This window comes from Lysinibacillus sphaericus, from assembly GCF_000600105.1.
Lineage (GTDB): Bacteria > Bacillota > Bacilli > Bacillales_A > Planococcaceae > Lysinibacillus > Lysinibacillus sphaericus.
In genome coordinates this window covers 1,297,252-1,309,941 of sequence record NZ_CP006837.1, presented here as the reverse complement: position 1 = coordinate 1,309,941, position 12,690 = coordinate 1,297,252, and the positions used below count along the sequence as shown (strand labels likewise).

12 protein-coding genes and 1 pseudogene are annotated in these 12,690 nt (G+C 38.2%); 3 read left to right on the top strand and 10 right to left on the bottom strand.

The window, feature by feature from the left end:
- Positions 1–116: 116 nt before the first annotated feature.
- The 4 genes from xerD to T479_RS05930 form a co-directional block, all read right to left on the bottom strand.
- A complete protein-coding gene (xerD, locus tag T479_RS05945) occupies positions 117–1,019 on the bottom strand; it encodes a site-specific tyrosine recombinase XerD (RefSeq protein ID WP_024361506.1) in 903 nt (300 codons plus the stop codon).
- Between the two features lie 201 nt (positions 1,020–1,220).
- Positions 1,221–1,685 (bottom strand): ferric iron uptake transcriptional regulator, encoded by a 465-nt coding sequence (fur, locus tag T479_RS05940; RefSeq protein WP_024361507.1) that lies wholly within the window; start codon positions 1,683–1,685, stop codon positions 1,221–1,223.
- A 124-nt stretch (positions 1,686–1,809) separates the two neighbouring features.
- Positions 1,810–2,322 (bottom strand): hypothetical protein, encoded by a 513-nt coding sequence (locus tag T479_RS05935; RefSeq protein ID WP_024361508.1) that lies wholly within the window; start codon positions 2,320–2,322, stop codon positions 1,810–1,812.
- 65 nt (positions 2,323–2,387) lie between these two features.
- The gene (locus T479_RS05930; RefSeq protein WP_025218901.1) at positions 2,388–2,933 is read right to left on the bottom strand and encodes an NUDIX domain-containing protein; all 546 of its coding nucleotides are present in this window, start codon (positions 2,931–2,933) and stop codon (positions 2,388–2,390) included.
- A gap of 76 nt (positions 2,934–3,009) precedes the next feature.
- Between T479_RS05930 and T479_RS05925 the strand changes: the two genes are divergently transcribed.
- Together T479_RS05925 and T479_RS05920 are read left to right on the top strand one after the other, a co-directional pair.
- Positions 3,010–3,909: an aldo/keto reductase gene (locus T479_RS05925; RefSeq protein ID WP_025218900.1), complete on the top strand. Its 900-nt coding sequence runs from the start codon at positions 3,010–3,012 to the stop codon at positions 3,907–3,909.
- Complete coding sequence (locus T479_RS05920; protein WP_025218899.1) at positions 3,906–4,370, top strand: VanZ family protein; 465 nt, start codon at positions 3,906–3,908, stop codon at positions 4,368–4,370. The genes T479_RS05925 and T479_RS05920 overlap by 4 nt, the downstream gene beginning before the upstream one ends.
- 135 nt (positions 4,371–4,505) lie before the next feature.
- Here T479_RS05920 and T479_RS05915 read toward each other — a convergent pair whose 3' ends face one another.
- Together T479_RS05915 and T479_RS05910 are read right to left on the bottom strand one after the other, a co-directional pair.
- A complete protein-coding gene (locus T479_RS05915) occupies positions 4,506–4,772 on the bottom strand; it encodes a YqkE family protein (protein WP_024361512.1) in 267 nt (88 codons plus the stop codon).
- Positions 4,773–4,794: 22 nt separating this feature from the next.
- Positions 4,795–5,979 carry an acetyl-CoA C-acetyltransferase gene (locus T479_RS05910; RefSeq protein WP_025218898.1) on the bottom strand — a complete coding sequence of 395 codons (1,185 nt, stop codon included), beginning with the start codon at positions 5,977–5,979 and terminating at the stop codon, positions 4,795–4,797.
- A gap of 257 nt (positions 5,980–6,236) precedes the next feature.
- On the opposite strand from T479_RS05910, the pseudogene T479_RS05905 reads away from it, so the two are divergent.
- A pseudogene (locus T479_RS05905) lies at positions 6,237–7,210 on the top strand (alpha/beta hydrolase).
- Positions 7,211–7,253: 43 nt separating this feature from the next.
- Here T479_RS05905 and T479_RS05900 read toward each other — a convergent pair.
- The 4 genes from T479_RS05900 to T479_RS05880 all read right to left on the bottom strand — a co-directional run bounded on the left by T479_RS05900 (position 7,254) and on the right by T479_RS05880 (position 12,370).
- Positions 7,254–7,724 (bottom strand): S-ribosylhomocysteine lyase, encoded by a 471-nt coding sequence (locus T479_RS05900; protein ID WP_025218897.1) that lies wholly within the window; start codon positions 7,722–7,724, stop codon positions 7,254–7,256.
- Between the two features lie 574 nt (positions 7,725–8,298).
- The gene (locus tag T479_RS05890) at positions 8,299–9,753 is read right to left on the bottom strand and encodes a carbon starvation CstA family protein (RefSeq protein WP_025218895.1); all 1,455 of its coding nucleotides are present in this window, start codon (positions 9,751–9,753) and stop codon (positions 8,299–8,301) included.
- Between the two features lie 340 nt (positions 9,754–10,093).
- Positions 10,094–11,503: an NCS1 family transporter gene (locus tag T479_RS05885; RefSeq protein ID WP_025218894.1), complete on the bottom strand. Its 1,410-nt coding sequence runs from the start codon at positions 11,501–11,503 to the stop codon at positions 10,094–10,096.
- A 27-nt stretch (positions 11,504–11,530) separates the two neighbouring features.
- Positions 11,531–12,370, bottom strand: coding sequence for a carbon-nitrogen hydrolase family protein (locus T479_RS05880; RefSeq protein WP_227665419.1), 840 nt, complete (start codon positions 12,368–12,370; stop codon positions 11,531–11,533).
- Positions 12,371–12,690 lie beyond the last annotated feature (320 nt).

The following is a 12,690-nucleotide window of genomic DNA, read 5'->3' as shown; positions in this document are numbered from 1 at the left end:
CTAATCTCACGATTCCATTTTACCAAAAACAAGCGAAAGGATAAAGGTCAGACATCCGACTAAGTAATTTATTTTCCTTAAACAAGAAAAAAGCTCTATCTGTCACTTATTTTTTATTAGGCACGCGGATGGTACTGCTTGTAGACTTCTGAAAGTCTCGTTTTACTAATATGCGTATAAATTTGAGTCGTGGAAATATCTGCATGCCCTAGCATCTCCTGCACTGCACGTAAGTCAGCTCCATTTTCCACTAAATGAGTAGCGAATGAATGACGTAACGTATGTGGTGTAAGCTCATGTTGGATGCCCGCCTTTAATGCGTGCTCCTTCATTAATTTCCAACAACCTTGCCTTGTTAAACGTTTCCCTCGTTGATTAATAAAAAAGGCATCTGTTTTTGGGTATTTCCCCTGTAATGTACCTCGTGCACCATCTAAATAAACACTCAATGCAGAAAGGGCACTTTTACCAAGCGGAATAATGCGCTCCTTGCCTCCTTTTCCAAATACACGTACAAAGCCCATCGTTAGATGAATATCAGCCAAATCGAGTGCAATCAGCTCACTTATACGCATGCCAGAACCATATAAAAGCTCTAGCATTGCTACATCTCGAACACCTTGTGGCTTGCTGCGATTCGGTACTGCCAGCAATGCTTCGATTTCTTCAATCGATAGAATATTTGGAAGTTTTTGTTCAATCGTTGGCATTTCTAAATGCACTGTAGGATCTGTTTCTGTGCGCTTTTCTCGAAGTAAAAATTGGTGGAAGCTACGAATGGATGAGATATGACGTGCAACAGTACGGCTCGTCTTTCCTTGCATGCGCAGTTGCTCTAAATGGCGCAAAATTGTTGTGCGTTCAATAGTGCGAAAATCAGCCATTCCCTCAGCTTCTTGCAAAAAATGGACATAGTTTTCTAAGTCTCGGCGATAGGATGCTAATGTATTAACGGATAATTGCCGCTCTACTTGGATAAAATGGATATAATCCTCTATTGCATATTGAAATTCATTCATCACAACGCCCCCTCACTGTCAATTATTCTCTATTTTAGCACGCCTATAAAAAAAGTGCGAAAAGCCCACACTAGAGCTGAGTCGTAATTTGCTTAGGCTTTTCCTCCCTTTACTAGAATAATAGAGCATCACATCATGCATAAAAAAACAAAAAACTGCCTGATGCAATCTATACACAAGATTTCATCAGACAGTTTCTCGTTATTGTTCTTCATTTGTGTCGTCGTTTTTATCATGACAACGCCAGCAAATACCGTGGAAAGTTAGTCGGTGATCTTTTATAATAAAGTTCCAACGTTTCTCAACAACGGCTTCCACATCTTCAAGTAAATCTTCTTGAATTTCATCTACAGCACCGCACTCGATACAAACGAGATGATGATGGAAATGCGCAGCTCCCTCTTGGCGTAAATCGTAGCGTGATACGCCATCACCAAAGTTGATTTTGTCGACGATTTTAAGCTCTGTTAGTAATTCTAACGTTCTATAAACAGTAGCCAGACCTATTTCTGGTGCCTTATCTTTTACTAAAAGATAGACATCCTCTGCACTTAAGTGGTCCTCTTCATGCTCTAGCAAAACAGCAACTGTTGCTTCTCGCTGCGGCGTCAGCTTATAACTAGCACTATGCAACTGTTTTTTTATACGATCAATTCGGCTTTCCATGTGACGCCCCCCTAAACTTATTTCATTATACCAAAGGAGTAAATCCTATTACAAGATAGTGAATAGATTTCAAATAAGCTTTTAATGTTTTTAGCTGTTGCTTCATATGAACGTATTTTATGCATCATTTGAGTACATACGTTATAACGATAAACTCAGCAACTATTATGATGAAAAAAGCGATAAAATTCAACAAAATTGTCCGTCCATTCGTCTTTTTCCCGATTTTTCGCTTCGACCAAGCAGGTACTAGTAAATTACATAGGACTAGCAACAATATACAATAGATAAGCTGAAATGGAAACCACCAAATCGTATATAGCCAAAATGCTTCAAGTTTTTGTAGTAAAAATACAGAGCTAAAGCCAAAAAACGTTGCGCGTATTGCTACTGTAACACGTACTAACACTTTTAAGACACTATGTGTTGCAAGTAACAGTACAATACCGATTGAAGCGGCTACAGGTAACACTAAACGAACAATAGATTGCCTGTCCACATCTGCTAAACGAGGTTCTATAAACAAAATAAAAGGCTCTGCATTCGCCCCTCCAATAATATGAAAGCAGATGACGCCACAAACGAAGCTCACTGCAACAATTGATGCGTGATAAAATATAGAAACCGTACGAGACATAAGCATGCTCCTTTTCTATCAAGGTTTGTACAGCTTATGCTCGTCCGCTTCTATTATGCTAAACTTTATTTTTCTTGTTGCAATGCCAACCACAGCACAGCAAACGCTGTTTTCGCATCATAGATACGCCCATCAGCAACCATTGCTTGTGCCTCTTCCAACGAAACTTCTAGTAATTCGACAAATTCATCTTCGTCTAGTTCTGCACTATTTTCAATGTAATATAAATCTGTCGCCACAAATAGATGTATGATTTCATCCGCAAAACCTGGTGAAGTGGCAAAGGCTTGTAAATACTTGAATTGATGTGCACCATAGCCTGTCTCTTCTTCCAATTCACGACGTGCAGTATGAATTGGCTCCTCACCGCTTTCAAGTTTACCTGCTGGAATTTCTACAATGGAACGTTCGAGCGCTTTACGATATTGCTCCACCATTACGAGCTTGCCTTCGTTGGTAATGGCAATGATTGCTACCGCTCCAGGGTGTTTAATAATTTCACGCTTAGCAGACTTCCCGTTTGGTAATGTGACATCATCAACCTGTAAGTTCACGATTTTGCCCTTATAGATAGGTGTCGTCTGTGTCGTTATTTCTTCAAACTTTTTCATTGCCCATAACCTCGCTTGTTCTTCAGATATGTTCATTGTACCATTACAAGTAGAGAAATCGAAGGAGGGCGTTCGTATGAAAAAAAGACAACTCGGCTCAAGTCATTTATTTATTTCAGAGATTAGTTTAGGAGGTATGTCTCTTTCGACAGATAAACATAAGGCAGCAGCCATACTTGATATGGCGTTAGATGCGGGCATTAACTACATTGATACGGCTGATTTATATGATTTAGGTGCCAATGAAGAAATTATCGGTACAGTTTTGGGTAAACGTCGACAAGACCTGATTATCGCAACGAAAGTAGGGAATCGTTGGACAGAAGGGGTGGACGGCTGGCAGTGGGATGCCTCCCCTACATATATTAAAGAAGCTGTTCATAAAAGCCTAAAAAGACTCGGTACAGATTACATTGATGTCTATCAACTACATGGTGGCACAATAGAGGATGACTGGGACGGTATTATCGACACATTTGACAACTTAAAAAAAGACGGTGTCATTCGAGAATACGGCATATCCTCAATTCGACCAAATGTACTGAAACGTTTTTTACCTGCTAGCTCGGCAAAAAGTGTCATGATGCAATATAGTGCGTTAGATCGTCGCCCAGAAGAATGGTTAGATTTTATAGCTAGTGAGGGGGCTTCGGTCGTAACACGCGGCACCATCGCAAAAGGATTATTAACAAATAATTGGAAAGAACGTTTGCAACAGGTCAATGGCTATCAAACATACACTGTAGATGAATTAACAACAACATTAACAAACTTAGCCAAACACTATGAAGATTTACATGCATTAGGGCTAGCCTTTAATTTGAAGGAGCCCACTATAGCTTCAACGGTGATTGGTGCTAGTTCGCAGGAGCAACTCGCCCAAACACTAAATGCCTATGATAAAATAAATGCAATCACTAATTTTGATAAAGCGAACGCTCTGACTAAAGCAGACCAATACGTTGACCACCGATGAAAAAATGGTTCGTTTTACTTTTATTTTTAATCATTCTTGCAATATCCTCTAGCATGACTTATGAACAACAGTCGATTATTCCTGAACTAGAGGAACTATTAGCGCATAAGCCTTATGAAAAACAACTGTCCGTTTTAAAAATTCCCTATTGGGATACAGTCGTTTCTATAGAAGAGCGAGGCTACTTTAAATTTGTAGAATTTCTAATTCGAAAATTTACGCATTTTGTAGGATTTGGTTGTATTGCACTGGGGATTTATTTTGCGTTAAGTAAACGTCGATTCGCTGCGCGTATAGCCATTGCCATTACGGCCATCATTGCCACGCTAGATGAATTTCGACAAAGCTTTACACCTGGACGTACCATGAGCGGACAAGATGTCCTAGTAGATACAGCAGGCGCTATTGTATTTATTAGCATTGCCGTAGTCGTAAAGAAACTACGGTCGCTTAGAAAATAAAATTTTGTTTTTATCAACAATTTCCTAAGAGTTTGTGGCGATTCTCTCGTGGATAGTGGCGTCAAAGCATTCTAAATCAAAATTAACAAAAAAACAGTGAATCTCATTCCAAGAGATTCACTGTTTCTATCAAACTTAAAATTTCGAGCCTTTGTCACCGTATTCGTTCAATAATTCTTCGAACGTTTTGTTTTTCTCACGTTGCTTACGCTCAAAAGCTAACTGTGCTTGACGCTCTTCCTCTGCCGCTTGCTCTTTCGCTGACAAATCTTGTTTCGCAGCTTTTAACTTCGCTAACACATCGCCAGCAAGCTGATCTGCTAATGTAACAGCCTCCTGCTTTGGTAAACTAGCAGAAATACCAGCGTCAACACGTTGCTGTTGTTTTCGTTTTTTTCCCATTACTTTCACCTTCTTACTAACTTTAAGGGCGTTGAACAACTGTTGCTACGCCTTGTCCCCCACCGATGCATAATGTAGCAAGGCCTGTTTTTGCATCACGTTTTTCCATCTCATGTAACAGTGTCACTAAAATTCGTGCCCCACTTGCTCCAATTGGATGACCAAGGGCAATTGCTCCCCCATTTACATTTAGTTTATCATGATTAAAGCCTAGTTCGCGATCGACAGCAATCGATTGTGCTGCAAATGCTTCATTTGCTTCAATTAAATCTATATCTACTAGCGAAACATCCGCCTTCGCTAATGCTTTCTTCACCGCTGTGACCGGCCCAGTTCCCATAATCGATGGATCTACACCTGCGCTCGCATTGGCTGAAATAAGCGCCATTGGCTGAATACCTAACTCGATAGCCTTCGCTTTTGACATAACAACCACCGCTGCTGCTCCATCGTTAATACCTGAAGCGTTCGCTGCAGTTACAGAGCCGTCCTTTTTAAAGGCTGGACGCAGCTTTGCTAATGATTCCGCCGTAACCCCTGCACGTGGAAATTCATCTTGGTCAAAAATAATCGACTCGCCTTTACGTTGTGGGATTTCCACAGCCACGATTTCATTATTAAATTTCCCTGCTGCAATCGCCGCTTCTGCACGTTGCTGTGATCGCGCAGCAAAAGCATCTTGCTCCTCACGAGAAATTTCATACGCATCACATAAATTTTCGGCAGTAATCCCCATATGATAGTCATTAAATGCACACCATAAGCCATCATGAATCATCGTATCCACAACTTTTTGATCGCCCATGCGGAAGCCTTCACGTGCATTTTTTAATACATAAGGCGCTTGGCTCATATTTTCGAAACCGCCTGCCACGATGATATCTGCATCGCCAGCAATAATTGCTTGTGTTGCTAAATGCACTGCTTTTAAACCTGAGCCACATACTTTATTAATTGTTAAAGCTGGCACTGTGTTTGGAAGTCCCGCAGCAATCGAAGCTTGTCGAGCTGGATTTTGTCCAAGACCTGCCGATAATACATTCCCCATAATGACTTCATCGACTTGTTCACCTGCTACACCAGCACGTGCTAATGCTTCTTTAATAACGATACTTCCAAGAGTTGTTGCTGGTACATCTTTTAATGTTCCTTGGAATGAACCGATTGCCGTACGCACGGCACTAACAATCACTACCTCGTTTGTCATAACCATTCTCCCCTTTTCCCCGTTCAAAAATCAACACTGCATGCATATGCTACTAGCAGATATGTATATTTTAACAAATGTTTAGACGATTTTCGATAACAGAAATAATCGCAGTTTTTCAAAAGTTGTTGTAAAATGTTGTCGTGTTTTAAACAAACGTAGTTGGGAACATTACAAATAAGAAATGTGCATTGGCTTACAATCAGTTAAGTACAATGCCTAGACATGAAAAGAAATAGGGCGTGGAGGTGTAGAAGATGAAAAAGAAAATGCTTTTATTTTCAGGTATTACAACGACGCTTGCTGCAGCAGCAACGGGACTGTTCGGCTTTGCGCTTTCCAATAAATTAATGTACATTCAAAAAAAAGATCCCGAATTTATTCGTGAACGCGAGACAACTGCCAAACGTTTTGACGAAGCTTGGTACAATAAAAATTTTAAATGTGAGTTAAATATTGACTCTCCCAATGGTTATTCCATTCACGGCATTATGTTTCAACCATTACAAACAAACAATACAATGATTATTTGTCATGGTGTTACAGAAAATAAAATTAACTCGGTCAAATATGCCCGTCTTTTTGAACGCTTAGGATACAATTCTGTTATTTTTGATCATCGAAGACATGGCGATTCAGGTGGCAAAACGACTAGCTATGGCTATTATGAAAAAAATGATTTAGATGCTGTTGTGAAAACGGTGAAAGCGATGATTGGTGAAAACGCCCTGCTCGGCATCCATGGGGAGTCAATGGGTGCTGCAACCATGCTGTTGTACGCAGGAACGGTTGAAGATGGCGCTGATTTTTATATTGCCGATTGTGCCTTTTCGGATTTTTCAATGCTGCTTAAGCAAATCGCGAAGACCGAATTTAAATATGGCTCCATAATCCCGATTCGTTTCGCAGATTTCTTTATACGGCTACGCGATGGCTATTCATTTAAGAGTGTAACGCCCTCTGAAGCTGTGACCCATATTGAAAAACCGATTCTCTTTATTCACAGTATTCCTGATACATTTATACCTGCTTCAATGTCACTCGATTTATACAATAAAAAAATGGACCTAAGAAATTGAAGCTTTTTGAAAAAGGGGCGCATGCTCAATCCTTTAATGAAAATATGGCTGAATATGAAGATCTCATACATGACTTTTTAGAAAGTTTTATTTATGAAAAAATCAATCATGATGCTTCATCATCCAATGTGATTCCTTTTCACTTTCGATAAGTGAAAAAACCTTGCAAGCTTTGACAACTTGCAAGGTTTTTTATTATTCTGCAAAAACAATATGCCATTCGTCTCGCTTCGCTAAAAATTCTTTTGCCAGCGTCTGTGCACTTTCAAGGCTATGACTTGCAGCCCAGCCACATTGCACTTCATTGCATGCAGGTACAGCTGTTGCCTTCGTTACATCTGTAAATGTTTTTTCTAAAATCGTCAGCAATTCATCATAATCATTATGATTAATCAACGATACATAAAACCCTGTTTGACAACCCATTGGACTAAAATCAACAATGTGATCTGAATAATTGCGGATAATATCTGCCGATAAATGCTCCAAAGAATGGAGTGCTGGCATTTCCATATGCTCTTTGTTAGGCTGTTTTAAGCGAATGTCGTACTTATAAACCTCATCGCCATTTTTCCCTACTTTTACACCCGCTAAACGAACATAAGGGGCTTTCACTTTCGTATGATCTAAATCAAAACTCTCTACATTTGTTTTTTCGCGTTCCATTGCTAACAGCTCCTTTTCTGACAATACTAACTATTATACCTAGTTTTCTATGAAATGTGTAAATTTTTGAAATAGAATGATAATTCAGGTGTGAAATCACTAAAAAAGAAGACAAAACGTCAATTTCGTTTTGTCTTCCTATTTTTGCTGGCGTGTTGCGGTTTCTACAATGGAAATTCAAATTCTTGAACATGACTCGGTATGTTTAGAAGCAATGTAATCACAACACTTATTGAAATTAGAATCAACACTGACTTCCATTGTAATTTAAAATTATTATTTTTCAGCAATAACATTTGATTAATAAAGTGAAAGAACGAAACAAACAGCAACACAACAACAAACTGTAAGAAAAAATTCATTGTCGCCACCACCCTTTTTATGTACAGAGTTCTCACTCATGATTAACTATTATTTTTATCGTCAGCTATCTTTGTTTGTACAGCACTAATGAGGATATTTGAAATATGTTCTGAACACCACCGCTTCGCGTAAAAGGGTGTGTCTTAAAATCATTTTTAAGACACACCCTTTTTTCTAACTTTACTTTACTAAAATTATATAGTAATTAATATTACTTAACATGTTGATAGCTTGTCACATCTTCATCTAACAAGAAGTTTGTGCCACGTTTTTTCAAACCTGTACCAAAGAATATTGCTGTCATGATAAGTGCGGCTATAATCCCAGCAGCATTCGAAAATGCAACATCCTGCCCGAATCCCATAGTTGGTTCATAAATAATATAGCTGAATACCATACTTGTCATAAATGAAGCTGGGATTGTTGCAATCCAATGGTTTTTACGGTCCAAAAATAAATACATTGCCGCTACCCATAAGGCAATTACTGCTGTTACACCGTTTGCCCATGAGAAATAACGCCATAAAATATTAAAGTCTATTTTCGTTAACACATATGACATGACGAATAATGGGATTGCAACCCATAAACGACTAACTAATTTTGCTTGAGCAAATTTGAAATAATCAGCGATAATCATACGAGCTGCACGAAACGCTGTATCACCTGATGTAATAGGTAGCACGATTACTCCTAAAACTGCTAAAGTTCCACCAATTGAACCGAGCATCAGAATAGATGCCTCGCTTACTACAGCAGCAGGTCCACCGGCTGCCATCATCTCATTTAAACCACCATATCCTCCAAATAGGCTCATTGCAGCAGCCGCCCAAATCATCGCAATAATACCTTCAGTAATCATCATCCCATAGAAAATTTTACGTCCTTCTTTTTCTCTTTTAGTTGTACGAGAAATGATTGGCGTTTGTGTTGCATGGAAACCTGATAATGCCCCACATGTAATTGTAAAGAATATTAATGGAAATATCGGTAATTTAGCAGGATGCATATTCTCAAATGTTAGCTCTGGAATTGGTGAACCTTTTACGATCATACTAATACCAATTCCAATTGCTGAAATCACAAGTAGCGCTCCTAGATAAGGATAGAATCGACCGATAATTTTATCAACTGGAAGTAATGTTGCTAAAATATAATAGATAAAAATTAACGTTACAATAATACTTATCGCAACTTTGCCATCCATTAAATTATTTATTAGCATTGCAGGTGATGTAACAAACACAGTACCAACTAACAGGAGCAATAAAAGTGCAAAAATATTTACTACATGTTTCATTGCTTTTCCTAAAAACTTCGCTGCAAGCTCAGGTAAATGGGCTCCTTTATTACGAATAGAGATCATGCCTGTCAAATAATCATGAACAGCCCCGGCAAATATACAGCCAACTACAATCCATACAAATGCAACAGGGCCATATAAAGCACCTACAATAGGACCAAACACAGGCCCAGTACCCGCAATATTTAGGAGCTGAATTAATGAATTTTTAGGTGTAGACATTGGTACATAGTCTACACCGTCTGCATTTACATAAGCTGGTGTAGGGCGCTCATCTTTAGGAATAAATACCTTTTCAACAAATTTCCCATAAGTAAAATAACCTACAATTAAAATCACTATACAAGTTATAAAAGTTATCATAAAAATTCCTCCTTATATAACATTTTTAGTATTTTAATAAAAAAAAATTTCCGCTTTGGCTAAAGTAAAGCTTGCATTTGATAATAAAGTTAACAACATAACGATAAATAAAATTGAAATCTTTTTCATCAATTACCTCACCTCTTCTTAGCTTTTGCATTTTTTATTTATAATAAAAAAAAGTTGCGTTTTTTGTAAATACAATTAATTTAATTTACTGAATTTTTTATCAATTAGTGTTTTTTGATGGCTAAAATAACGCATTCCAACATAAAAATAGAGGGCATTTTTACTGTCTCTCAATCTTTTAAATCTATTACTCGCTCTCTTTTAGACAGTTCTATACAGAAATTTTCCACTCACGATTCACAGATGTGCCTAGGTAGTCATCTGCGTAATTAGACTCTATTTCTTTTTGCGGGAATTTCTTTAAATACCACTGTTTCATTAGGACATAGTAAATAATTGCCGATAGAGGGAATCCGACGAAATACATATAATCAATGAACACAATTGCGAGTACACTACTAATGAGCCAGGCAATCATACCTGCCAAGTTTACACCCCCATTGAATGTGAATTGTCCATCCTGTCGATACAAATCTTTGACATGTAAACGGCGCTTGCGAAGGATGTAGTAATCACAAATAATAACACCTGCTACAGCCGACATAATGGCGCCAGAGTATCCTAAAAAACGGAATAACTGCTCTAAAATAATCCACGGTTGAAACAATGTGCCGACAATCCCCGCCAATATGACACCCCACGTATAAGACAATTTTATGCGAGCTCCTGCATTGACAAACGTTAACGATGCTGGAATTAAATTGGACGCAGTATTCGTCGACCATTGCGCCAATATAACGAGCAATAAAATCATCACCATCACCCAACCAGTTGCTATTTGTTGCACAACTTCAATCGGATTCCAGTTGCCAGTAGCTAAAAAACTAACGGCACCAATAATACCGATAAACGTTTGGACTGTTGGTAACGCTAACAGGTGAGGTATATAATTATTTTTATTGCGCCGGAACCAATTGCGCTCATTGACTGGTGTTTTTACGTAACGAGTAATATTCGGAATATCTACGGCAAGTAAAGACCAAAAGCCCATATTTGCCGCCATAATGAGCAACCATGTCGTTTCCGCTGAACTGCCTTCATACGTAAAAATATTTAACCCTTCTTCAGTAGCAATGCTAGTAATTTTCACAAAAATCCAAATTGAAATTAAAATAATGGAAGGCGCGGCAATAACGGCAAATCGATCGATTGCTTTAATACCAATGGCCGTATTCACGATTTGTACAGCTGCAAATACAACATACCAGACAAACCATGATTCAAAACCCGTTAAATCTGCTACGATATAGTTGATGGCTGTGGCCCCAAGATACGTTTGAATACCAAACCAAATACAAGCAACTATCCCCCTTATTAACGCCGGTATATGTACACCTACTGTGCCAAAAGGTGCTCTTAAATAAGCCGCAAACGATAAACCATGTTCTATCCCAATATCACCAGTTAAACTAGCAACAATCGCGATTAATAAATTCGCAACAAAAATAGAACCCGCTAATTGCCAGAGTGTCATAGATTCAATACCATTGGCACCAATTTGGAATGTTGCAATAATGACCGCCATCCCAACCCAAATATTAAAAAACCCTAATCCGGTTATAATGCGTTCCCTTCTCAAAGTTGGGACGATATCCTTTGTAATGAGTATGTTGCGTTTCATAAAACTCCCCCTAATTAATGAAAGTAATTATAAACTTGGATAAAATAGTACTTTATTTAAATCTCGTAAGTAAGGGACATCTCTTCGTTGTTGAATGACACGCTGAATATCTATCGTTGCTACGATGCATTCATCTTCTTTTGTAGCTTCGATAAGGACATTGCCTTGTGGATCAATAATTCTACTTTTCCCACCAAAATTCGTTGACTGTTTTTCAATTCCTGAACGATTGGCGGCAATTACAAAACAGCCATTTTCAATAGCTCTTGCTTTACTAGCAGTGTCCCACACGTAATAACGCTTTTCGCTAAATGCCGAAGGGTAGATAAGCAGATTGGCACCCTGTAATGTTAATAATCTTGCGCCTTCTGGAAATCCGATTTCATAGCAAATTTGTAATCCCATTTTTAAATCACCTTTTTGGATAACTGACAATGTATCGCCTCTAGTAAATCTAAGATTTTCTTGATCCCAAAGATGTGTTTTTCGGTATTTCCCCAATATGCCATTTTTCGCTATGACAAAAGCGGTATCAAAAATCATACCTTCAATTTCACCTCGTTCTAAAATACAGCCGATAATTGTGATATCGTGTTGAGTCGCTATACGTTGTAAATAACTGGTTGTTTCCCCTGGTATAGTCTCAGCATATTGCCAATCTTGTTCTTCCACCCGATATCCCGTATTAAATAATTCGGGTAACACAATAAATGTTGCATGTTGTTCAAGCGCTTGTTCGATTAATGTTTTCGCTTTTTGTAGATTTCCTTCTTTGTTGCCTAGCGCACAATTCATTTGTATAGCTGCCACTACATGTTTCAACATAATCACTCCCCATTTTTTTATAAAATCAATCACTGCTAACATCTACTACATACAATCCCCCTCCTTTTCTTTCATACATGTTTACTAAGCAAAAATCGTGCCAACCTTTTATTCATTTTCAAAAATATTGTGATAACGCGCGAATATCGCAAATTTTATAAGAAAACAATGAAGATTTTGTTATAAAGTTATGCGTTTGAGCATAGCACCGATGCAATTTTAAACGTTTGGATATAGAGGAATTACACATGGAACTAGCGCTACTAGAAACTTTTGAATCGCTGGAAGACCGTTTCTTGCTTTGAGTTGAAAATGATGTCATAGAGTCTGCAATTGCACGCAAAAAAGTGTTAGATTGATTC

Coding starts and splice junctions, on each gene's coding strand:
- xerD (WP_024361506.1), bottom strand. CDS start 1,019: ATGAATGAATTTCAATATGCAATAGAGGATTATATCCATTTTATCCAA.
- fur (WP_024361507.1), bottom strand. CDS start 1,685: ATGGAAAGCCGAATTGATCGTATAAAAAAACAGTTGCATAGTGCTAGT.
- T479_RS05935 (WP_024361508.1), bottom strand. CDS start 2,322: ATGTCTCGTACGGTTTCTATATTTTATCACGCATCAATTGTTGCAGTG.
- T479_RS05930 (WP_025218901.1), bottom strand. CDS start 2,933: ATGAAAAAGTTTGAAGAAATAACGACACAGACGACACCTATCTATAAG.
- T479_RS05925 (WP_025218900.1), top strand. CDS start 3,010: ATGAAAAAAAGACAACTCGGCTCAAGTCATTTATTTATTTCAGAGATT.
- T479_RS05920 (WP_025218899.1), top strand. CDS start 3,906: ATGAAAAAATGGTTCGTTTTACTTTTATTTTTAATCATTCTTGCAATA.
- T479_RS05915 (WP_024361512.1), bottom strand. CDS start 4,772: ATGGGAAAAAAACGAAAACAACAGCAACGTGTTGACGCTGGTATTTCT.
- T479_RS05910 (WP_025218898.1), bottom strand. CDS start 5,979: ATGACAAACGAGGTAGTGATTGTTAGTGCCGTGCGTACGGCAATCGGT.
- T479_RS05900 (WP_025218897.1), bottom strand. CDS start 7,724: ATGGAACGCGAAAAAACAAATGTAGAGAGTTTTGATTTAGATCATACG.
- T479_RS05890 (WP_025218895.1), bottom strand. CDS start 9,753: ATGATAACTTTTATAACTTGTATAGTGATTTTAATTGTAGGTTATTTT.
- T479_RS05885 (WP_025218894.1), bottom strand. CDS start 11,503: ATGAAACGCAACATACTCATTACAAAGGATATCGTCCCAACTTTGAGA.
- T479_RS05880 (WP_227665419.1), bottom strand. CDS start 12,370: ATGTTAGCAGTGATTGATTTTATAAAAAAATGGGGAGTGATTATGTTG.